At 72.4% G+C, this 20,927-nt stretch carries 17 protein-coding genes; 5 read left to right on the top strand and 12 right to left on the bottom strand.

From position 1 onward, the window contains the following. Nucleotides 1-90 precede the first annotated feature (90 nt). A complete protein-coding gene (locus K2224_RS07780) occupies nt 91-1,002 on the top strand; it encodes an SURF1 family protein (RefSeq protein ID WP_221905873.1) in 912 nt (303 codons plus the stop codon). Between the two features lie 79 nt (nt 1,003-1,081). Here K2224_RS07780 and K2224_RS07785 read toward each other — a convergent pair whose 3' ends face one another. Beyond that, nucleotides 1,082-2,905 (bottom strand): prolyl oligopeptidase family serine peptidase, encoded by a 1,824-nt coding sequence (locus tag K2224_RS07785; RefSeq protein WP_221909490.1) that lies wholly within the window; start codon nt 2,903-2,905, stop codon nt 1,082-1,084. A 147-nt stretch (nt 2,906-3,052) separates the two neighbouring features. Here K2224_RS07785 and K2224_RS07790 point away from each other — a divergent pair, with 147 nt between their 5' ends. Then, nucleotides 3,053-3,886 carry a bifunctional 2-polyprenyl-6-hydroxyphenol methylase/3-demethylubiquinol 3-O-methyltransferase UbiG gene (locus K2224_RS07790; protein ID WP_221905874.1) on the top strand — a complete coding sequence of 278 codons (834 nt, stop codon included), beginning with the start codon at nt 3,053-3,055 and terminating at the stop codon, nt 3,884-3,886. A 107-nt stretch (nt 3,887-3,993) separates the two neighbouring features. Further along, nucleotides 3,994-5,070, top strand: coding sequence for a hypothetical protein (locus K2224_RS07795; protein WP_260692379.1), 1,077 nt, complete (start codon nt 3,994-3,996; stop codon nt 5,068-5,070). Between the two features lie 54 nt (nt 5,071-5,124). Here K2224_RS07795 and K2224_RS07800 read toward each other — a convergent pair whose 3' ends face one another. The 3 genes from K2224_RS07800 to K2224_RS07810 form a co-directional block, all read right to left on the bottom strand. Continuing rightward, nucleotides 5,125-7,203, bottom strand: coding sequence for a M3 family metallopeptidase (locus K2224_RS07800; RefSeq protein WP_221905875.1), 2,079 nt, complete (start codon nt 7,201-7,203; stop codon nt 5,125-5,127). A 228-nt stretch (nt 7,204-7,431) separates the two neighbouring features. Further along, entirely contained in the window at nt 7,432-11,436 is a 4,005-nt protein-coding gene (locus K2224_RS07805) for a WD40 repeat domain-containing protein (RefSeq protein WP_221905876.1), read from the bottom strand. A 483-nt stretch (nt 11,437-11,919) separates the two neighbouring features. Further along, a complete protein-coding gene (locus K2224_RS07810) occupies nt 11,920-12,669 on the bottom strand; it encodes a TetR/AcrR family transcriptional regulator (protein ID WP_221905877.1) in 750 nt (249 codons plus the stop codon). 35 nt (nt 12,670-12,704) lie between these two features. On the opposite strand from K2224_RS07810, the gene K2224_RS07815 reads away from it, so the two are divergent. After that, entirely contained in the window at nt 12,705-14,228 is a 1,524-nt protein-coding gene (locus K2224_RS07815) for an FAD-dependent oxidoreductase (protein WP_260692380.1), read from the top strand. A 71-nt stretch (nt 14,229-14,299) separates the two neighbouring features. Here K2224_RS07815 and K2224_RS07820 read toward each other — a convergent pair whose 3' ends face one another. From K2224_RS07820 to K2224_RS07855, 8 genes are all read right to left on the bottom strand, one after another. After that, a complete protein-coding gene (locus tag K2224_RS07820; RefSeq protein ID WP_221905878.1) occupies nt 14,300-14,602 on the bottom strand; it encodes a transcriptional regulator in 303 nt (100 codons plus the stop codon). Continuing rightward, nucleotides 14,602-15,054, bottom strand: a complete 453-nt coding sequence (locus tag K2224_RS07825) for a hypothetical protein (RefSeq protein ID WP_221905879.1) — start codon at nt 15,052-15,054, stop codon at nt 14,602-14,604. The genes K2224_RS07820 and K2224_RS07825 overlap by 1 nt, the downstream gene beginning before the upstream one ends. A 1,132-nt stretch (nt 15,055-16,186) precedes the next feature. After that, complete coding sequence (locus tag K2224_RS07830) at nt 16,187-17,428, bottom strand: PP2C family protein-serine/threonine phosphatase (protein ID WP_221905880.1); 1,242 nt, start codon at nt 17,426-17,428, stop codon at nt 16,187-16,189. A 460-nt stretch (nt 17,429-17,888) separates the two neighbouring features. After that, complete coding sequence (locus tag K2224_RS07835; protein WP_221905881.1) at nt 17,889-18,065, bottom strand: hypothetical protein; 177 nt, start codon at nt 18,063-18,065, stop codon at nt 17,889-17,891. Between the two features lie 68 nt (nt 18,066-18,133). Next, the gene (locus K2224_RS07840; RefSeq protein WP_221905882.1) at nt 18,134-18,406 is read right to left on the bottom strand and encodes a hypothetical protein; all 273 of its coding nucleotides are present in this window, start codon (nt 18,404-18,406) and stop codon (nt 18,134-18,136) included. 90 nt (nt 18,407-18,496) lie between these two features. Further along, nucleotides 18,497-18,772, bottom strand: a complete 276-nt coding sequence (locus tag K2224_RS07845; protein WP_260692381.1) for a hypothetical protein — start codon at nt 18,770-18,772, stop codon at nt 18,497-18,499. 81 nt (nt 18,773-18,853) lie between these two features. Next, nucleotides 18,854-19,078, bottom strand: coding sequence for a hypothetical protein (locus tag K2224_RS07850; protein ID WP_221905883.1), 225 nt, complete (start codon nt 19,076-19,078; stop codon nt 18,854-18,856). 4 nt (nt 19,079-19,082) lie between these two features. Further along, on the bottom strand, nt 19,083-19,640 hold the full coding sequence (locus K2224_RS07855) for a DUF5994 family protein (RefSeq protein WP_221905884.1): 558 nt from the start codon (nt 19,638-19,640) through the stop codon (nt 19,083-19,085). A gap of 283 nt (nt 19,641-19,923) precedes the next feature. On the opposite strand from K2224_RS07855, the gene K2224_RS07860 reads away from it, so the two are divergent. After that, entirely contained in the window at nt 19,924-20,448 is a 525-nt protein-coding gene (locus K2224_RS07860; RefSeq protein ID WP_221905885.1) for a DUF5994 family protein, read from the top strand. Nucleotides 20,449-20,927: the final 479 nt, after the last annotated feature.

The following is a 20,927-nucleotide window of genomic DNA, read 5'->3' on the forward strand; positions in this document are numbered from 1 at the left end:
GGTGGGACGACCGCCCGGGGGCCCGGGCCGGAGCGGCGGCGGGGAGGGGGCGGTGCGGCCGTGCGGGGCGGGCCCCGTACCGTTGGTGGGGTGTACCGGTTCCTGCTGACCCCGCGGTGGTGGGGAATCAACGTCTTCGCCGTGCTGGCGATCCCCTTCTGCATCTTCATGGGCAGCTGGCAGCTGAGCCGATTCGACGCCCGGGTCGCCTCGCACCAGCAGCAGGAGAACCGGTCCGCCGACGCCAGGACCGCCGCTCCGCGGCCTCTGGACAGCCTGTTGCCGGTCGACCAGGTCACCTCCGGTCACCAGGCCACCGCCCGCGGCCGTTACGACGCCGGGCACCAGCTTCTGGTCCCGGGCCGCACCCTCCGGGGCGACCACGGCGACCAGCAGGGCTTCTACGTCCTGACCCTGCTGCGCACGGACGGTGGCAAGGCCCTCCCGGTCGTCCGCGGCTGGCTGCCCGGCGACGCGAGCGCCGAGGCCGACACGGCGAAGGTGCCCGCGCCGCCGGCGGGCGAGGTCACCGTGACCGGGGCGCTGCAGGCGTCGGAGAACGAGGGCACGGCCGGGGTCCGGGCGGGCGGCGGTCTGCCGGCCGGCCAACTCGGCATGATCAGCGCGGCATCGCTGGTGAACATGGTGCCGTACGGCGTCTATGACGCGTGGATCACGCTCAGCGACCCGCCCGCGCCGCTGCGGGCCGTTCCGCCGGCCGCCGCGGAGGGCAGCGGCCTGGACATGAAGGCGTTCCAGAACCTCGGTTACACGGGCGAGTGGTTCGTCTTCGCGGGCTTCGTGCTCTTCATGTGGTTCCGCCTGGTGCGCCGCGAGGCCGAGGCCGCCAAGGACGCCGCCCTGGGCATCCTCCCGGAGGAGACACCGGGCGCGGTGGCCGGCGGGAGCGCGGCCCCGAAGGATGTGGCTCCTGAGGGCGTGGCTCCTGAGGGTGTGGTTCCCGACGGTGTGGCCGGGGGCGAGGTCCCGGCGGGGAAGTAGGCCCCCGCGCCCGGCCGCCGTCCGACGGCGGCGACCGGACGTCGGGCGGCCGGGCGGCCCGGCTTCGGCCCGGGAGACGTCAGTTGGTCCGCTCGGCCTCCGTCTTAAGGAAGCGCTGGGCGAAGTCGAGTTCCAGACGGACCTGCTTGATGCGCTCCTCGACCACGAGGGAGCCGTGGCCGGCGTCGTAGCGGTAGACCTCGTGCGGGTGGGCGCGCTGTTCCAGGCGCTGGACGTAGTTCTCGATCTGCCGGATCGGGCAGCGGGGGTCGTTGACGCCGGCGGAGATGTAGACGGGGGCGCGCACCGCGTCGACGTACGTCAGCGGGGAGGACGCCTCGAAGCGCTCGGGGACCTCCTCCGGCGTGCCGCCCAGGAGGGTGCGGTCCATGGCCTTCAGCGCCTCCATCTCGTCGTGGTACGCCGTGACGTAGTCCGCCACCGGGACCGCGGCCAGCCCGAGCGCCCAGGCGTCCGGCTGGGCGCCCAGGCCCAGCAGCGTCAGATAGCCGCCCCAGGAGCCGCCGGCGAGCACCAGCCGCTCCGGGTCCGCGAGTCCGGAGGCGACGGCCCACTCCCGCACCGCGGCGATGTCCTCCAGCTCGATCAGCCCGACGCGGTGCTTGAGCGCGTCCGTCCAGGCGCGGCCGTAGCCCGTCGAACCGCGGTAGTTGACGCGGACGACCGCGAAGCCGTGGTCGACCCAGGCGGCCGGCGACGAGGCGAAGGAGTCGCTGTCGTGCCAGGTCGGGCCGCCGTGGATGTCGAAGACGGTGGGGAAGGGCCCCGCGCCGGGGGGCTGCTGGACCAGGGCGTGGATGCGGCCGCCGGGGCCGTCCACCCAGGCGTCCGTCACCGGGACCGAGCCGGGGGCCTTCATCCCGGGCGGGTCCAGGACGACGGTGCCGTCCGTCGACCGCACCTCCGGCGGCTGGGCGGCGGAGGACCAGAGGAACTCCACCGTCCCGTCGGGGCGGGCGGTGGCGCCCGAGACCGTGCCCACGGGGGTCGCGACCCGGCTCAGGGGGCCGGCCGGGGCGTCGGCCGCGGTGTCCGTGCCGGGCCGCGGGGTGCCGAGGTCGTACCGCCAGAGCTCGCTGCGGGCCTGGTAGGCGTGCTCCACCAGCAGCGCGGAGCCGTCCGGATACCAGTCGGCGCCGACGTCGCCGGGCAGGTCGATCTCCAGGGCCGTCTCGACGCCCGTCAGCGGGTCCCAGAGCATCGGCTCCCAGCGGCCCCGCCGCTGATGCCCCACCAGCAGCCGGCTGTCGCCGTCCACCGGCGCGAAGCCCATCACCGACAGACCCAGCTCCTTTGTGCCGCCGTTGGTGTCGTCCAGCTCGGCGACCGTCGTGCCGTCGGGGCGGACGACGCGGACGGCGGAGTGCATGGCGTCGCCGTGCTCGGTGTGCTCGATGGCGATCAGCGAGCCGTCGTGGGAGAGGTCGCCGACGCCCGCCGACTCGCGGTGGCGGTAGATCTCCACCGGCTTCTCCCCGGGCCGTACGACGTGGACCGTCGAGCCGTCCTCGTCGGTGGAGCGGCCGATCACCGCCGTGCCGTCCCGGCTGATGGCCAGGCCGCCCGGATACGAGGCGTCGAGGCCCGGGGCGGCGGGCTCGTCCGGGCCGCCCGCGAACGGCTGGCGCATCCAGATGCCGAACTCGTCCCCGTCGGTGTCCGAGAACCACCAGATCCACTCGCCGTCCGGCGTGAGCGTGCCGTCGGTGGTGCCGTGCGGGCGGTCGGTGGCCTGGCGCTGGGTGCCGGTCGCGCGGTCCCAGGCATAGAGCTCGAAGGTGCCGGTGGCGTTCGAGACGAACAGGGAGCGGTCCGGGGCGTACTCGGCCCACTCCGGCAGGCCGATCCGCGGGGCGCGGAAGCGCTTCTCCCAGTCCGGCATGGCGGCGTCGGCGGAACGGGGGAGGGCGGGGGAGGGGTCGGCGGGGGTGCGGCCGGGGCCTGTGGTCTCGTCAGTCATGGGGCCATTCTGCGCCCGGCGGGGAATTTTCCGTTGGCGTGGCCGACGGGCTGTGGATAACTTCGGCCCATGCGAGAACGGACCGGCCCCGACGGCTGGCGCGAGGCGAATCGCGCGCGCTGGGACGAGCGCGTCGCCCTCCACACCGCCAGCGACTACTACGACCAGGACACCTTCCGCCGGACCCGGGACGTGATCCGCGACTTCGAGGCGGCGGAGGTCGGCGACGTCACCGGCCGGAGCCTGCTCCATCTCCAGTGCCACTTCGGCCAGGACACGCTGTCGTGGGCGCACCGCGGCGCCGCCCGGGTCGTCGGCCTCGACTTCTCCGAACCGGCCGTGGAGGCCGCCCGCGACCTGGCCGCCGCACTCGGCTACGGCCCGGACCGCGCGGCCTTCGTCACCGCCGACGTGTACGACGCCGCCGAGGCGGTGCCCGACCCCGCGTACGACATCGTCTACACCGGCATCGGGGCGGTGAACTGGCTCCCGGACCTGGTCGGTTGGGCCGAGACCGCCGCGTCGTTGATCGCGCCCGGCGGTTTCCTCTACCTCGCCGAATTCCACCCGCTGGGCGACGTGCTGGACGAGGAGACCGGTTCGCGCGTCGCCCACGACTATTTCCGCAGCGCCGCGTGGGACGAGGAAACCCCCGGCAGCTACACGAACTTCGAGGCGCCGACGGTCCACAACAGGAGCGTCGAGTGGCAGCACTCCCTCGGGGACGTGGTCAGCGCGGTGGCAGGGGCCGGGCTGCGCCTGGAGTTCCTGCACGAGCACGAGATGACGCTGTTCCAGCGCTTCGGCGTGCTGCGGCGGGGCACGGACGGCTACTACCGCTTCCCGGCCGACCGGCCGCGCATTCCGCTGATGTACTCCCTGAAGGCGACGAAGCCGGCCTGAGGGAGCGCCGGCCCGCGCGGGCCCGCCGGAGGCGCGCCGCGCCCGGCCGGTTACTGTGGCGGACTGCCGGGCCGGAAACATCGGCCCTTTCGACGACGGGGGATTCCGTGCGGGGACGCGGACGGATCGCCAGCGCCATGGGCGCGGGCGCGCTCATGCTGCTGGCCGTGGGATGCGGCGGGGCCTCCGGCGCCAAGGCGAAGCCGGGAGCGTCGCCCGCCGTGGTGCCCGCCAAGCCGCTGCCCATGGAGTCCGCGGCCCGCACCGGCACCTGGACCGGCTCCGACCACAAGGCGCACCCGCTGCGGCTCAAGCCCACCCGGCTGGCCGCCGGCCACCCCTCGGACCTCGCGCACATCCGGCTGGACGACAACCTCAAGGGGCTGGTCCCGTACTACCTCACGGTCTCCTACACCAACACCGGGAAGGGGACGGTGAGCGAGCTGTACCCGGAGCGGAACTTCTCCGTCAACGGGGTGGACGGGCAGGCCGGTGAGCAGCTCTCGCTGTTCCGGACCAACCCGCTGGCCACCGGCAACGGCCTGCCGCCCGAGTGCCAGGAGTCCGGCAAGGCGACGCTGGCCGCCGGTGAGACCTCGGCGGTCTGCCAGATCTTCATGCTGCCCAAGGGGCTGAAGCCGGGCAACGTCTCCTACAAGGACGACGGCGGCGGCACCCTGCTGTGGCAGATCGGCGGCGCGCAGCAGGGGGCGGCCGGGGTGCTGCCCCCGCACCAGCCCGCCGACGTGGTCACCACCGACAGCGACCGCCGCACGGCGACCGCCCTGGCTACCCCGAAGAACATCCGCACCGGCTCCCTGGACGACCTGAGCCGCTTCGACCTGCGCGCGGAGGAGAAGCAACTCGTCCCGTACTACGTGACGGTGGTGTACCGGAACACCGGCCGGTACGACCTCCTCCCGAGCCTCAACGACAGCCTGACGCTGACCGGTGTCAGCGGCCGGCAGGCGCAGAAGATGACCCTGCTGGACATCGGCGGCCCCGGCGTCCCGCAGTGCCCCGAGTCGGTCCCGCACAAGATGCTCAAGCCGGGCGCCACGGTGACCGAGTGCACCATCCACATGCTGCCCAAGGGCGATCCGCCGGCGTCGCTGACCTTCGAGGGCAGTGGTGACGGCGCGCGCCCGGTGAGCTGGCGGGCGACGGCGGACGACGGGAAGTAGGAGCGGCGGCGGGGCGCCGGCCGTCCGGGACGAGGGCCGCCGGCGCCCCGCCGGCTACTCCGCGGCCACCGCCCCGCGCCGCTCCAGCAGCGGCCCGAAGTCCGGGTCGCGCCCCAGCACCGCGCGGAACGCCGCCATCGGGTCGACGCTGTTGCCCCGGCTGAGGAGTTCCCGCCGGAAGATCTCGCCGCTCTCGCGGACCGTCCGGCCGTTCTCGTGGAACCAGCGCACGGTGTCCGCGTCCAGTACTTCCGCCCAGCGGTACCCGTAGTAGCCGGCCGCGTAGCCGCCGCCGAAGACATGGGCGAAGTAGCCCGTCCGGTAGCGGGGCGGGATCGCCGGGTGGGCCAGACCGTGGCGCCCCAGGGCGGCCGCCTCGAACGCCGCCACGCCGTCCGCCGTGGGGAGTTCGTCCGCGGACAGGGTGTGCCAGGACCAGTCCAGCACGGCAGCGGCGAGATGCTCGACGCTGCCGAAGCCCTCGCCGAATCGTTCCGCCTCCCGCAGTCTGGCCGGGAGTTCGGGCGGCATCGGCTCCCCGGTGCGGTGGTGCCGGGCATAACGGGCCAGTACCTCCGGCCACTCCGCCCACATCTCGTTCACCTGCGAGGGGAACTCCACGAAGTCGCGCGGCACTTCGGTGCCGGCCAGCATGGGGTAGCGGACGTCGGAGAACAGTCCGTGCAGCGCGTGCCCGAACTCGTGGAAGAGCGTGGTGACCTCGCTCCAGCTCAGGAGCACCGGTTCGCCCGCCGCCGGTTTGGCGATGTTGAGGTTGTTGACCACCACGGGCCGCTCCCCCAACAGGTGCGACTGGGTGACCAGTTCGTTCATCCAGGCGCCGCCGCGCTTGGACTCCCGGGCGTGGAAGTCGCCGACGTACAGGCCGAGCGGGCCGCCGTCGGCGTCGTGCACCTCGAAGACCCGGGCGTCCGGGTGGTACGCGACCAGGTCGGGGCGCTCGGTGAAGGTGATCCCGTACACCAGGGTCGCGGCGTGGAAGACACCGTCCCGCAGGACCGCCTCCAGCTCCAGATAAGGGCGGAGAGCAGCCGCGTCCAGGTCGTACCGCTGCCGCCGCACCCGCTCGGCGTGGAACTGCCAGTCGGCCGCGCCGACCTCCGGGACGCCGGCGGCCGCCGCCAGCGCCGCGCCCTCCCGCTCCGCGTTCGCCAGCGCCGGCCCGATCAGCTTCCCGAACATCTCCTCCACGGCGCCGGTCGTCTTCGCGGTCTGGTCGGCGACCTGCCAGGACGCGTGGCTGGGGTGGCCGAGGAGGGCGGCGCGCTCGGCCCGCAGCCGGGCCACCGAGACGGCGACGGCCCCGTTGGCGGCCGAGCCCCGCGCCATGGACGCGGCCAGCAGCCGCTCACGCAGTGCCGGGTCCTCCAGGGCGGCGAGCTGCGGCTGGTTGGTGAAGTTCAGCAGGCTCAGCGCGAACGCGCCGTGGTGCCCCAGGGACCGGGCGTTCTCGGCGGCGGTGGCGATCTCGTCGTCGGGCAGCCCGGCCAGCTCCTCGGCGCGCTCCACGACCAGTGCGGCCGCCGCCGTGTCGGCCCGCAGGTTGCGCCGGAAGTCGGTGCACAGGACGGCGATCTCGGCGTTCAGCTCGCGCAGCCGCCGCTGCTGCTCCGGGCCCAGTCGCGCCCCGGCCCGCACCCGTTCGGCGTGCCGGCGCTCCAGCAGCCGCTGCTGCTCCCCGTCCAGCCCGAGCCCCGCACGCCCCTCGTGGAGCGCCTCCAGGCGGGCGAACAGGGCCGGGTCCAGCAGCAGGGCGTCCTCGTGGGCCGCCAGCCGCGGCACGATCTCGGCCTCCAGTTCCTGCGTGGCCTCGTCGGTGTCCGCGTTCGTCTTGTTGAAGAACACCGCGGAGACCCGCCGCAGCACCGCGCCGCTGCGCTCCAGCGCCACCACGGTGTTCTCGAAGGTGGGCGGCTCGGGGCGGTCGCCGATGGCGGCCACCTCGGCCAGCTGCTCGGCGATGCCCCGCTCGAAGGCGGGCAGGAAGTGCTCGTGCCGGATACGGGCGAACGGCGGGAGCCCGTAGGGCAGTTCACTCGCCGAGAAGAAGGGGTTCGACCCAGCGGCCGTCGCCTCGCTCGGACTCGTCTCGGAACTCTTCGCAGAAGTCACATGGACCGACCCTACGCGCGTCGCCCGTCCGCGGCCCGTCCCCGGGACGAGCCGGGCGCCCGTGGGCACGAAAACGCCCGATCGCTGGCGACGGGGGATGCACCAGCGATCGGGCTGTGACCCAGCCTAGCAAGACTGCCCCCGCGGCGGGAGTCAACTGCCGAATCCGAGGGCGGAGTTGTGACCGGTTTCACCCGGCGTCATGACATCAGGGGTCCCACGGTGCTGTCAGTCGCCGCACGGAGGCTCGTAGGGGAGCTGCGGCAGGTACTCGTGCCACCTCTCCGGCGTCAGCACGCCCCGGGTGGTCGCACAGATGCGGCGCACCGCCTTGTCGTTGTCGAGGTTCCACAGCCGGACGGTGCCGGCGCCGCTGGAGACGCCGAGCATCCGGCTGTGCGGGGCGAACGCCAGGAAGTTGCCGGCCCTGGCCCGCGGGCTGGTCGACTGCCCGATGGCGGTGGCCCGGCCGGGGTCCTCGACGTTCCAGAAGCGCACCGTGTTGTCGCTGCCGCCGCTGGCCAGCGTCCGGCCGGTCCCGCTGAACGTCAGCGACACCACCGCCTCGGTGTGCCCGGTCAGGGCGGAGCCCAGCCGGGCGGGCCGGCGGGGGTCGGCGAGGTTCCACAGCCGGACCGTGTCGTCGTCGCTGCCGCTGGCCAGCGTGCGGCCGTCCGGACTGAAGGCGAGCACGTTGATCGGCCCCAGGTGCCCGGTCAGGGGCGTGCCGAGCGGGGCGCCGTGCCGCGGGTCGGCGACGTTCCACAGCCGGAGGGTGGCGTCCGCGCTGCCGCTGACGAGGGTGCGGCCGTCCGGGCTGAAGACGAGCGTGTTGACGTAGCCCTGGTGGCCGGTGAGCGGCCGGCCGAGCGGGACGACACGGGCGGGGTCGGTGATGTTCCACAGCTGGATGGTGCGGTCGTCCATGGCGGTCGCCAGGGTGCGGCCGTCGGGGCTGAAGTCCATGGCCTGGGCGCCCGCGAAGCGCGTCAGCAGGGTGAGGGGCGCGCCGTGGTCGACCGGGTGGGCCGGGTCGGCGACGTTCCACAGGAACACCTTGCGGTGGGCCGTGTGGACCGCGAGGGTGCGGCCGTCGGGGGAGAACCGCAGCGAGCGGTCGAGGCCGTCCCGCGGCATGAAGGGGGCGCTCAGCGGCACCGGCCGGTCGGGGTCCGCCACGTTCCACAGCCGGATCCGGCCGTCGCGGGCGGTCGTGGCGAGCACCCGCCCGTCGGGGCGGAACGCGGCGAACCGGCCGACCATGTCATCGGCCGGGATCGACCACAGCCGCACCTTGCCGTCGCCGCTCCCGGTGGCCAGGGTGTGCCCGTCCGGGCTGAAGCCGACGGCGTACATCTCGCCGCTGCCGCCGGCCAGGGGCTCGCCGACCTGCGACGGGTACTCGGGATCGCTGACGTTCCACAGCGTCGCCGTGCTGTCCGCGCTGCCCGCCGCGAGCATGCTGCCGTCGGGGCTGAAGGCCACCGACCACAGGGGGCCGGTGTGGCCGGTGAGCGGCTGGCCGATCGGGGCCGGGTGCCGCGGGTCGGCGGTGTTCCAGAGGCGGAGGGTGTTGTCGGCGCCGCCGCTGGCGAGGGTGCGGCCGTCGGGGCTGAAGGCCACCGAGTGGACGGTGGCGGCGTGGCCGGTCAGCACGGTGTCGATCGGCGCGGGGCGGCGGCGGTCGGCCACGTCCCACAGCCGGATCGTGGTGTCGTCGCCGCCCGCCGCCAGCGTCCGCCCGTCGGGGCTGAACGCCACGGACCGCACCGGGGCCGTGTGGCCGGTCAGGGTCGAGAGCGGCGCCGGCCGGCCCGGGTCGGTCAGGTCCCACAGGCGCACGGTGTGGTCCTCGCCCGCGGAGGCCATCGTCCGTCCGTCCGGGCTGAACGCCAGCAGGTAGACGGTGCCGGCGTGCGGGTTCAGCGGGGTACCGAGTGGACGCGGGTGGCGCGGGTCGCGCACGTCCCACAGGCGAATCGTTCCGTCGTCCGAGGCGCTGGCGAGGGTGTGCCCGTCCGGGCTGAAGACGGCGGTGCTCACCCAGCTCGTGTGGCCGGTGAGGGGCTCGCCCAGGGGGCGGGGGTGGGTGCGGTCCGCCACGTCCCACAGCCGGACGGTCCGGTCGTAGGAGGCGGTGGCCAGCAGCCGCCCGTCCGGGCTGAACGAGGTGAGGTAGACGGCGCCGGTGTGGCCCAGGAGGGGGGTGGCCAGGGGCGCGTTCACGATCGATATCAGGCGGTTGCCGGTGCCCTGGTCGCCGGGCCGCAGGCGGTGCGCCACCAGGTCGAGCTGGGCCGACAGCGACGGATCGTTGTCCTGGGCGCGGTCGGCCTCGGCGAGCACCTGCTGGAAGACGGTGTCGTCGCGCTGCTGCCACGCCACCACCGCGGAACCGACGGCCAGCATCGCCATCACGACCAGCGCGGCCACCGCGCCGCGGCGGAGCCGGACCGAGCGCTTGCGCAGCCGGACCGAGGCGGCCAGGAACTCCACCGCGCTGCGGGTCAGCGAGGTGTCCCCGGCGGACCGCGCCCAGGTACGGGCCTGTTCCAGACGGGAGCCCCGGTAGAGCAGCGAGGGGTCGTGGCCGGAGCCCTCCCAGGCGCGGCCGTCCTCCTCCAGGCGCTGGCGCAGCAGGTTGCCGTTCCGGTCCTCGTCGATCCAGTCGCGCAGCCGCGGCCAGGCGTGCAGCAGCGCCTCGTGGGTGATCTCCACGGCGTCCGCGTCGAGCGTCACCAGGCGGGCGTGCACCAGCGCTTCGAGCGATTCCTCCGTTTTGTTCGGGTCCGCCGACTCCTCCGCCAGCTGTCGTCGCGTCCCCCGCCTACGGGTGGCCTGGGTGTCCTCGCCCAGCCGCACCAGCCGGAGCAGCAGCAGTCGCGCGGCGGTGCGCGCCGTCGGGTCCAGGCCGGACCAGGCCCGTTCCGCGGTGGCCGCCACGGCGCCCTGGATCCCGCCCGCCGCGCGGTAGCCGGCCAGCGTCAGCCGTCCCGCCTTCCGCCGCTGCCAGGTGGCCAGCAGCGCGTGCGAGAGCAGCGGCAGCACACCCGCGTCGTGGGCCCCACGGGGGCCGTCGGTGCTCACCTCGCGGACGATCAGCTCGGCCAGGCCCGGTTCGAGCTCCAGGCCGACGGCCTTGGCCGGGCCGGTCACCGCCTCGCGCAGCTCCGCGGTGGTCAGCGGCCCGAGCACCATGTGCCGGTGCTGCAGCGCGTCGGCCAGCTCGGGGTGGGCCAGGCACTGTTCGTAGAAGTCGGCGCGGATGCCGAGGATGACGAGGGCGGGGGCCGGGGCGTCCGGGCCGGCGGGCGTGGCCGCCGCGTGGAGGAGCCGGACGAAGGTGCGCCGGACCGCCTCGTCGGAGCAGAGGGTGAACGCCTCCTCGAACTGGTCCACGATCACGACCGGCCGGGCTCCGGGGGCACCCTCGCGCCGCGCCCAGGCACCGAGGGCCTCCCGCACGGCGTCCGCGAAGTGCGCCGAGCCGGGCCGTTCCGTCGCCGGCTCCGCCCCGCCGGCAAGGACGGGGGCGAGCTCCGGGATCCTGCCGGCCAGTTCAGCGAGCGGATCGCCGCCCGGCACGAGCTGGAGCGCGCGCCGTTGCCCGCCGCCCCCGTCGCCCAGCGCGCCGTCCCGCACCGCGGGCACCAGCCCGGCGTTCAGCAGCGACGACTTCCCCGCCCCCGAGGCGCCCACGAGCATCACCAGGCCGCCCGTCTCCTCCGCCGCCCGGAGCTGGTCGACGAGCGCGTCGGTGCTCCGCTCCCGGCCGAAGAACCACCGGGCGTCCTGCCGGCGGTACGAGGCCAGCCCCCGGTACGGGCACACCCCGGCCACCGGCGGGGCCTGGGCCGGCGGACGCGCCTCCTCCGGCGCGGCCGCCGCGGAACGGTCGCCGGCCGGACCGGCGACCGCGCGCTCCCAGAGGCGCTGCCACTGACCGAGGTCGTACAGGCCCGGGGAGACGGGGGCGGCCCGCAGCCGCCGGGCCTGCGGGATCAGGACGTGCAGCACCGCGGCGAGGGCGGCGAACTGCGCCGGTACGTTCTTGGCCCGGCGCCAGTCGCTGATCCGCTGCACGGACACCCGGACGGGACGCCCGCGCTCGTCGACCCGCTGGAGCCGGCCGACCGCCTCGGCCACCTTCTTGAGGGGCGGATTGCCGGCCTCCGTATACAGCAGCGCGAGGCGTTCGGCGAAGGCTGTGCGTGCCCCTGAGTCGGAACTCAAGGTTCCACCCCTTACTCCCCCCGCTCCTGGATGTCCGGACCGGAAAACTCACCTTAACCGGCTGACCTGCGATGAAGGCATCGGCCCGGGGCCGGAACCTCCTCCGCGGAAGCCCCAGCTGGCAGGATCACGACCCGACGGCGCGGCAAACCCGGTACTACCCGGACATCCGGACGGATCACCGGCCCGGCGTCCGGAGCGGCACCCCGGGACACATGTTCTCGGCCATCCGCCACCGAAACCGCGAGCCGGCCGCAAAGCCCCGGCGGACGAACGCCGGGCCCCGTGGAGCCGGTCCTTCCGGACCGCCACCACACCGACTACGGGTCCGGCCCTTTCTGGATCCGCCTGGATCCGCGCCGGTACGGGGGGCGCGGATCGACGCCGCCCGCGCCGTTCGGCACCGGTCCCCACGAGGGGAGGGACCGGCGCCGAACGGCACGGGCGGCCGGTCGTTCGGCACCGCTCGCCCGCCCGGATCCGTCAGTCCGAGGCCCCGCCGCCCGCCTCCGGCACCAGCGTCGCCAGCCCGTCGAGCAGCCACTCCAGCACCTGCTCGAACGACTGCGGCTCCGGCGCGAGCCGCTGCGGATCGCTCGCCCACCCGACGAAGTGCGGATGCTCGCCCGCCGCCGCGATGCGTTCCATATAGGGGGCCACGGCGGCCTCCAGGTCGCTGTCCTCGGGCAGCCCGACCCGGGCGCGCATGGTCTCCTCCTCCAGCAGCGCCAGCCCCGACCCCAGCACATGACCGAGCACGGTCTTGACGAACCCCATCCGCGTCGTCGCATCGAGCCCGAGCGGTGCCAGTTCGGCGAGCGCCGCCTCGTAGAGGCGCAGGGCGTTGGGCCCCATCGGGGGACGGGCGAAGGCGAGCCGCGCGAACCACGGGTGCTGCCGGACCGCGTCCCAGCCGGTGCGGCCGAGCCCGCGCAGCGCCGGCCGCCAGCCCTCCCCCCGCGGCACGGTGATCCGGCCGTAGACCTGGTCCGTCATCAGGTCGACCAGGCCGTCCTTGCTGCCGACGTAGCGGTAGAGCGCCATCGGGCTGCGGACGCCCAGCCGGGCCGCCAGCGCCCGCATGGTGATCTCGCCGGGCACCTGGTCGTCGGCCAGTTCCACCGCGGCGGCCACGATGCGCTCGCGGCTGAGCTGCTCGGTGGCGCGCGGCGGCGTGGGCTCGTCGAACCACACCAGCCCCCCGGCGGCGGGCCGGCGCTCGGAAGAAGTCATGGTGGCCACTCTAGGCGTGGTGTACGTTGTCCACCATGAGTGGACAACGTACACCGATGCCCGAGGTGCTCGTGGTGGGCGGCGGACTGGTCGGGCTCACCACCGCACTGGTGCTGCGCCACCACGGCGTCGCGGTGACCCTGGTGGAGAAGCGCTCGACCACCTCCCCGCAGCCCAAGGCCCGCCGCTTCCACGTCCGCAGCATGGAGATCTTCCGGGAGCTCGGGCTGGCCCGCCTGGTCCACCACGCGGCCCGGGACCTCGTCGGTCATGACCACATGGCCGCGGGACGGACGCTCGCCGAGGCCGAGCAGCTCCCGCTGTGGCGACCCCCGGGTCCCGGCGGATCCGTCGACATCAGCCCGGAGCCGCCCTGCCTGATCGCCCAGGACGTCCTGGAGCCGGTGCTGCGCGAGGCGGCGGTCGACGCCGGCGCCACGGTGCGCTTCGAGACCGAACTCCTCGCCTTCGAGCAGGACGACGACGAGGTGGCCGCCGACCTCCTGGACCGCGCCACCGGCGAACGCACACGGCTGCGGACCCGCTACCTGGTCGCCGCCGACGGCGCCCGCAGCCCCGTACGCGAGGCCCTGGGCATCGGCCGCTCGGGCCGCGGCACCATCGGCGAACCGAACGTGAACGTCTACTTCCACGCCGACCTCGGCGAGGTCGTACGGGGCCGGGAGTTCAACCTCTGCCAGATCGAGCACCCCGAAGCCCCCGGCGCGCTGGCATCCGTCGACGGCCGCCGCCGCTGGGTGTTCATGGGCGGCGGCACCACCACCGACCGGGACTGGCCCGCCGTGCTCCGCACCGTCCTCGGCGTGCCCGCCCCCGACCTGGACGTCCGCAGCGTCCTGCCGTGGCAGGCCGAGATGCGCGTAGCCGACCGCTACACCGCCGGCCGCGTCCACCTGGCCGGCGACGCCGCGCACGTCATGCCGCCGTTCGCCGCCAGCGGCGCCAACACCGGTATCGCCGACGCCCACAACCTGGGCTGGAAGCTCGCCGCCGTCCTGCGCGGCCGCGCGGCCCCGGCCCTCCTGGACAGCTACGACGCCGAACGCCGCCCGGCCGGCTGGTTCGCGGCCGACCAGTCGAGCCGCCGCACCCTGAACCTCCGTGCGGCGGTGACGGCCCCCGACCCCACCCTCGCCCACCCCTTCGTCCTGACCGCGGGCGGCTACCAGTACACCGAGGGCGCCCTCGTCAACGACCCGCAGGCGCCCGACGACCCCGAACCCATCACCGACTTCGCCCCCACCGGCCGCATAGGCACCCGCATCCCCCACCGCTGGCTGGACCGTTCCCGCACCCGCTCCACCCTCGACCTCGCCGGCCCCCACTGGACCCTCCTGACCAACACCCCCACACCCACCACCCACCCCGACCTCACCACCCACCCCCACACCCTGGACTTCCTCCCCGCCCAGCACTCCCTCCTCCTCCGCCCCGACCACGTCATCGCCTGGCGCGGCCCCGACCCCACCGCAGCCGTCGAGGCCCACACCTCCCTCCTCAACGCCCGGCCCACCACACCGGAGTTCACCACCCCCTGACACACCCCAGGGGGTCGACCCGCCTCCGCGGATCGACCCCCTGGCCGGAATGTCATTCCTTTTTGCTCCCCCTACTGCTGCGCCTCGCGTGCCGCCGCCACGATCCGCTCCAGCGCCGAGGCGTGCCGCCCGAACGCCTCCCGTCCGTGTGCGGTGAGCCGCAGGTGGGTGTGGCGCCCCGTACGGCTCTTGGTCTTGCGCACCTCCACGTACTCGGCGTCCACCAACGCCGCGACCTGTTTGGACAGCGCGGAGTCGCTGGTGCCGACGGCGTCCCGCACGAATCCGAACTCCACCCACTCGGCCGGAGCCAGCAGCGCCACGATCGACAACCGCGCCGGCACATGCAGGAATTCGTCGAATTCCGGATCCATCAGCCTCGGCCTTCCCTCCTGGCGAGCCGCTTGGCGATCGGCCGCGTCGCATACGTGACCACCAGCGTCGCCACCGCCGCAACGCCCGCGGCCGGTACGGAAGGAGCCGGCAGCTCCATCAACCGGGCAACGACCACCGCCGCAACGAAGACCGTGAGCACCACGGCCACCGCCAACGCGGTGAACGCCTTCTCGGCCCCGGTCTGCCTCCTCCGCACCCGGGTCCGCCGGCACTGAATGATCACACCGCCCACCATCAGCACCGCCGCCACGATCCTGCCGACCAGGCTCCACGGACTCGGCAGATCGACGGCCGACCCGATGGCGAACACGACCAGCGCCGTGATGAGCCCCTGCGCACCGGAGTAGTTCTGGCGCACGTACTGCTCCCGCGTCTGCTCCTGCCGCTCCCGTATGGCATCCAGCGCAGCCTGCGCGTCGTAAGTGGTCATGAACGCCGTCCCCGATCTTCCGTCCACCCGGCCCAACAACTTTCCTCAAAGGAAACTACCACCTCCTTTCCCTTCGGGAAAGAAGGTGGGTGTACCGGTGTGACGCGGCCGCGACGGCACCACCCCGACGCACTACGGGCCGGCGAAACACGGCCATGGCGGTCAACTCCCCATCAATGAGGGGTGGCTGGGCGGGCATGGGAAAGCTCAGGGGGTCAGGGGAGCGGGGCGCCCTCCCTAGAGTTCGGTCGGGCCCGGCGCACGTAACGGCGTCCCGCTGTGGAGCGGAGGGGCACCCTTGGAACGAGTCAGGGGCCTGACCCGCTTTCGCGGATCAGGCCCCTGACCTGGTGTTCCTTCAGTCGGGGTGGCGGGATTTGAACCCACGACCTCTTCGTCCCGAATGAGGTTCGGGCATGACCGCTACCAGGGTGGACGGACATTTGTGCTGGTCAGCGGCTTTGTGTGGGTTGGTGTGGCGTGGCCTCGACGGGCCTCCGAGTCAAGATCATCTCCCAAATTTCTCCCAGAGTCCGGGCCTCGCGATGCTCCGTGCGAGGTGGGAGGGGACGCTCCCTGCATTGCAGTGGCACGTTTGCTCTCGGCCTCACCTCAACTGGAGCCGGTGACGGGAATCGAACCCGCACTCTGAGCTTGGGAATCATGGGGCCGTCCGGCGCCCAATGCCTTCCTGGCCAGGGGAGATGCCGCTGGTGGGGGAGGTGCGCTCGGGCACGTCTCCGGCCCTTGTTGACCGCTGTTTACCGCTCCGTCTGGCACGGAAGCGGCACGGTGGCTCGCCGAGGCTGTGGTGTCGCTCGATCTGGGCCGTGCGGGCTCCACGAGTCCCGAGCGCTGCGAGAAGAAGCAGCGGGAGAGCCGGCCCCGTACAGCCCCTGTGCCTCGCCGGTTGAACCGGCGGGCACAGCTATGTGCAGGTGGAGGGGAAGGCGCGAAGAGGTACTGGTCCCAGATCTCTTGGGGCCGGGCCCCGGCTGGCATGGCTTGTGCGAGCTCGGCTCCGGGTGCGGTGTCGGTCAGGGCGCGGGGAGGGAAGTCAGTGGCGAGTGCGCATCACGATGGGCGAACCTGCGCGCCGTCGGCTCTGCCGCATGGTGGTGCGGCTGTCGGCTCACTCCAGGACGGCGAGGTGGTCGGCGGCGCCCCCGCGCCACTCGATCAGGAAGAGGGTTGCGTCGTCGCTGGTGCTCCCGCCCCGCTCCTGTTTCAGGGTGTGGGAGAGCGCTCGCACCACTGCCCGCACTCCCTTCTCTGTGTACTCGATGCGGTTGACCCAGTGGATGAGTAGTTCCTCGCCGAACTGCTCTTCGCCGGCTTCGTGCTCCTCGATCAGGCCGTCGGTGAAGCACAGCACCCGGTCGCCGCGTTGGAGCATCTGCTCGCTGATCTGGGGCTCTTCACCACCGAAGCCAACGGGCAAGGTGGTCGGGCTTTCCAGCTGCCGGACCACCTTGCCGTTGCGGATCAGCAGCGGTGCGGGGTGGCCGGCGTTGACCCACTGCAGGTGGCCCGTTGCGATGTTGAGGCGCATCATCTGCGCGGTGACGAAGTGTTCGGGCCCGAATTGCTCGGCGATGGCCCGGTCCATGAACTCGTAGATCTCGGACAGACCGACTGCGGCGCGTCTGGCGTGCCGGTAGGCGCCGATGGCGACGGTCGCCATGGTGGCGGCGTCCAGGCCGTGGCCCATCGCATCGATCATGGCCACGTGCAGGATGTCGTCGTTGAGTGCGTAGTCGAAGCTGTCGCCGGCGACGTTGTAGGCGGGCTCCAGGATTCCCGCCACCGCGACCTGCGGGACGGACATCGCCAGCGGCGGTAGCAGGGACCACTGGATCTCCGCGGCCACGCTCATCGGTTCGCGGCGCCGGGTGAGGAAGAACTGGTCGGTGTAGCTGTGCTTGGTGGCCAGCAGGTCGGCGACGAGGCCGGCAAGTCTGCGCAACAAGCGCCGGTCATCGTCATCGACGGTGTCCAGGGTGAGGGCCAGCACGCCCACCTGGTCGCTGCCGTCCAGCAACGGCAGATACATCCGGACGCCGTCGTCCTGCGGTAGCTCGACAGGGGCCCCGGACAGGAAGGCTGCGCCTGCGTGCGAGTCACCGATCAGCTCGGGCCGGCCGACGACCAGCCGCCTACCCGGCAGCGGCACCAGCAGCAGCTGCGCATAGTCCTGCAGGAAGATCGAGATATCCCGGCCACCGACCCTGGCCACCTCTTTCGCGACCAGCGGGGCGATCAGCTGCGGCGGCATCTCGTGTGCCCGGTCCAGCAGCACCCCCAGCAGCCGCTCGCCGAACCCCTCCGACCGGTCCACCGTGTCCTCGCCAGGCTGCCGATCGCCCTCCGCCATAGCCTTGCCCTTTCGCCTCACCAGCCTGATTTCGCCTTCATCTGCCGAGCCGGCGGTCTCCGATGAGTGGGTCACAGGGCAGCCTGATGCCGGCTTCGGCGCATGTGCTCGGCCGACATACGCGCCAGGATCCGCTCGTTCCCTGCCGTCGCGCCGACAGTGCGCAAGGCCCCGATGTCCACACACCGGGGCCGACCCATTCGTCATGTTATGCCTTTGCCGCTTACCCGTCAGAAGACGCTTTTGGGTAATTCGATCCTTTATCGGATGGGCTTCAGTGCCCCGTCAGTCCTTCCCGCCGCCGAGCTGCCTGGCCGAGAGACTGGCCCTGCGGCTCCCGCTGAGCGAGGCCATGGTCACGCGCTTCGAGACGTTCGATCTGGACAGAGGAGACCTTGGGGTGGCCGGCCGGAGAATTGCCTCGTCGAGGGGGGCGAAGGCTAGGCGCAGGGTCGTGTGGTCAGCTGAGGAAAGACAGCCGGACTTGGCGTTCCGGGTTGTCCCGGTCGGCGTTCACCAGTACGACGGATTGAGCGGCCTCCCGGAGGAACGCGGAGCATGCGTTCGTGAGGTCGTGCAGGGTCTCTGTGGAGCCGGTTGTGATGTCGATCGTGCGGGTGGTGAAGGTGCCAGCCATGGTTCACCGGTACCCGTCGCCGAGCCTGGGCGCTAACGGCCGGATGGGTGAACAGCCTTCGCTTCGCGTCAGCCCCGCTTCTCCTCTTCGGCTTCCATGAGCCGGATTCCATGGTGCGTCAGCGTGACCATCACGGGTGTGTTTCCTTGTTCCCAGTCGACGATGATGAGCCCTTCGCCCACCAGATATGCGCAGGCGGCGGCCAGATCCTGCTCGGGGATCTGAAGATCGTCGCGCAGCTTTGCCCCGGTGACGCCAAGGAAGCGATTGCCTTCCGTGGTCTCGTACAGGGCTTTCATGATCGCCTCGCGGTAGTGCTTCCGCTCTTGCAGTGTTGCCATGATCGCTTCCACTCGTGCCGGCGCCGACTCGGAGCCTGTGGGGCAGGCGAGGCAGTACGCCCGCCCCGCCGCCCGTTGCCGGCTCTGGCTTCAGATTTCGTCCGTCTGTGTGCGGGCGTCCCCGGAGGATCGACTCGTCACCAGCCAGGGCTGCGCCGGCTCTGGTGCGTGGGTGGTGTCGACGGTGAGGTGGAGGCGGGTTCCGCCTGAGTCGTCGACGGGGTAGCTGCGCTGTTCGGTGGCGGCGAAGTGATGACGGAGAACGTCTGCGACCTGACGGGCGGCTTCGGGGGATGCGGCGACGATGCGCACGTCGGCGCGCCCGGCCGAGGGGAGTTCTGGTGGCTTCACGGTGGCCTCGTTCATTGAGGGACGGCAGGATGACGTATCGATGGGTGTGATGCCGTCGCGCCACACCCACCGCCCCCGGTCAGGAAAAGGTCGGTGTCATCTGCGGCCCCCGGCGCGGTGCTCGTGGTGGGTGGCTACGGGCGGTTCAGTGGGCTCGGCCGGCTGTCGGTTCGGGCAGCTCCGCCGTCCGGATCCTCGCAGGGCTTCGCTGTAGGGGAACGCTGCGATCCGCTCGTCGTGCTGCGCGTTGAGCAGATGGATCCAGACCACGCCCGCGACGATCATGAGGATGATCACGGCTACGATGATGATCGTCTCCACGTCCTCACCTCCCTCGGGCGGAGGTCAGGAACTCGGCCGGTTTCTCTGTCGCCGAGGCGGCTCCGCCGTCGGTCTCCCACTCTTCTTCCTCCTGCAGCTCCTCCTGCGCGTGACGGGTGGTGTCCTCGCTCGTCATCAGCGCGCTGGCGCTGTGGAGGCCGCCGGGGGTGGCCGCGGCGGACATCAGCCGGGCGGCGGCGGCAGCGCCGGTCTCCGGCGGGATCACCAGCAGGTCCCAGCGGCCCGCGGTGTAGGAGAGGAGGATCAGCTTGTTCGGGTCCTCCTCGGCGAACCAGCCCACGTGCACCGTGTGCCCGTGCACCGGCACCTTTCGCGGCACCACGGGCCAGTGGACCGGGTTCACCGTGACATGAGTGATCCGGCCCCAACGCGCGTCCAGCACGTCGGTCAGAGCGGGAAGTTCGCGGAAGAGATCGCGAGAGCGTGGCCACCAGGCGCCGTCCAGGAGACCCGGAGGTGATCCTGCCGGGGTGAAGGAGAGGCGGGCCGGTGACGAAGGTTCGCGCTCGCTGACGATCGTACGGTCGATGGTCGCGGTCATGGCGCGGACCCGTCCCCGGGGCTCGTCGTCGACGTCCCGGTGTTGTTGCTCGCCGGAAACGGCACCGGCGTGGGAGCCGGTGTGCGAAGTACTCCCGGTCTCTTCACTCTACTCCGGCCAGCCGTCCGTAAAGGCGCGTGTGACCAGGAACTTTCCTGGCGAACGCGGGTCTGGCTCCGCTGCCGTGCGGCGCGCCCGCGTTGCCCCGGCACGCGGAGTACGGTGAAGTGACGAGGTCACCTCGCCGGGCGGACGCACCGCCCCGGAAGGCGGGCGAACACACATGGCCGACTCCGACACTCCCCGCGTCCCGCAGCTTTTGCCGGACTCAGTCCACCAGGCGGTCAGGCCCGGGACGGCTCTCGTGCGGCTGGTGACCATGCACACCCGCGAGCAAGTTCTCGACGGTGCGTGGTGGCCGCGTTCGCGCGACATCGGAGCCGAGCTCCCCGGTCTGATCGCCGCGCTGACCGCGCATCTCGGCCCCGTCCTGCGCGTCGGCCTGGACACCGCTGCCTGGGAAGAACTGCCGACACGTCTGGTCATCGACGACCGGGTCGTGCACATCGATTCCTTCCCGATCGGTGACGACACCGTCCTCATCACCCGAGGCGACCAGGACCACTTCTCCCTGCTGGTGGTCCCGCCGCACGCGACACCTGAAGCGGCCCGCGCCGCGATGGCCAGAGCCGTCGAGGCCGGCAACGTCACCCAGGCCGAGCAGATCCTCATCGATACCGGCACCCATCACGCACACCCGGTTCCCACGGAAGAGCCTCAGACGGGCCGCGAACGCGGCGAGCGGTGAGGAAGCCGTCGAGGCTTCGACGCTCCTTCGACGACAAGGGATACAGGCTGCCGACGAAGGTGCGGTCCGCCGTCGGCTACGACGTCACGTTCGATGCCAAGGGTCGTGGGGTGAGGCGGAACCCGCCTCACCCACGACGGAGGAACGGCCGCAGTCGGCGAAGAGCAAGTCCGGCTTGCGGGGGCCCGATTCCGGCGGAACCGCGTCCATCCGGCCCGGCGCCCGCCCCTCGTCGTACCCGCCTCGGCCATGGCAACGCCAGGGGAGCGTTCGCACATGCATCGTTGCTGACCATCGGGCACTATGTGCCTCAGGCCATACACACTGCGCCTCGCGATTCGAGATGACGGCCGATCAAATCGCCCTGCAAGGCCTTACAGGCGCCAACTCCATGCGTTAATCGGCCCCTTGCGGCACGCGAAGGGCACACGAATGGCACGCGCCCCAAAAGGGCCGGACAACAACCAAGCCCCAGGCTA

This window comes from Streptomyces sp. BHT-5-2, assembly GCF_019774615.1.
In the GTDB taxonomy this organism is placed as follows: domain Bacteria; phylum Actinomycetota; class Actinomycetes; order Streptomycetales; family Streptomycetaceae; genus Streptomyces.

Bases quoted from the DNA above. Each gene is read 5' to 3' on its own strand.
- K2224_RS07785 (WP_221909490.1), bottom strand. From the start codon at position 2,905: ATGCCGGACTGGGAGAAGCGCTTCCGCGCCCCGCGGATCGGCCTGCCG.
- K2224_RS07790 (WP_221905874.1), top strand. From the start codon at position 3,053: ATGCGAGAACGGACCGGCCCCGACGGCTGGCGCGAGGCGAATCGCGCG.
- K2224_RS07810 (WP_221905877.1), bottom strand. From the start codon at position 12,669: ATGACTTCTTCCGAGCGCCGGCCCGCCGCCGGGGGGCTGGTGTGGTTC.
- K2224_RS07815 (WP_260692380.1), top strand. From the start codon at position 12,705: ATGAGTGGACAACGTACACCGATGCCCGAGGTGCTCGTGGTGGGCGGC.
- K2224_RS07820 (WP_221905878.1), bottom strand. From the start codon at position 14,602: ATGGATCCGGAATTCGACGAATTCCTGCATGTGCCGGCGCGGTTGTCG.
- K2224_RS07825 (WP_221905879.1), bottom strand. From the start codon at position 15,054: ATGACCACTTACGACGCGCAGGCTGCGCTGGATGCCATACGGGAGCGG.
- K2224_RS07830 (WP_221905880.1), bottom strand. From the start codon at position 17,428: ATGGCGGAGGGCGATCGGCAGCCTGGCGAGGACACGGTGGACCGGTCG.
- K2224_RS07835 (WP_221905881.1), bottom strand. From the start codon at position 18,065: ATGGCTGGCACCTTCACCACCCGCACGATCGACATCACAACCGGCTCC.
- K2224_RS07840 (WP_221905882.1), bottom strand. From the start codon at position 18,406: ATGGCAACACTGCAAGAGCGGAAGCACTACCGCGAGGCGATCATGAAA.
- K2224_RS07845 (WP_260692381.1), bottom strand. From the start codon at position 18,772: ATGAACGAGGCCACCGTGAAGCCACCAGAACTCCCCTCGGCCGGGCGC.
- K2224_RS07855 (WP_221905884.1), bottom strand. From the start codon at position 19,640: ATGACCGCGACCATCGACCGTACGATCGTCAGCGAGCGCGAACCTTCG.
- K2224_RS07860 (WP_221905885.1), top strand. From the start codon at position 19,924: ATGGCCGACTCCGACACTCCCCGCGTCCCGCAGCTTTTGCCGGACTCA.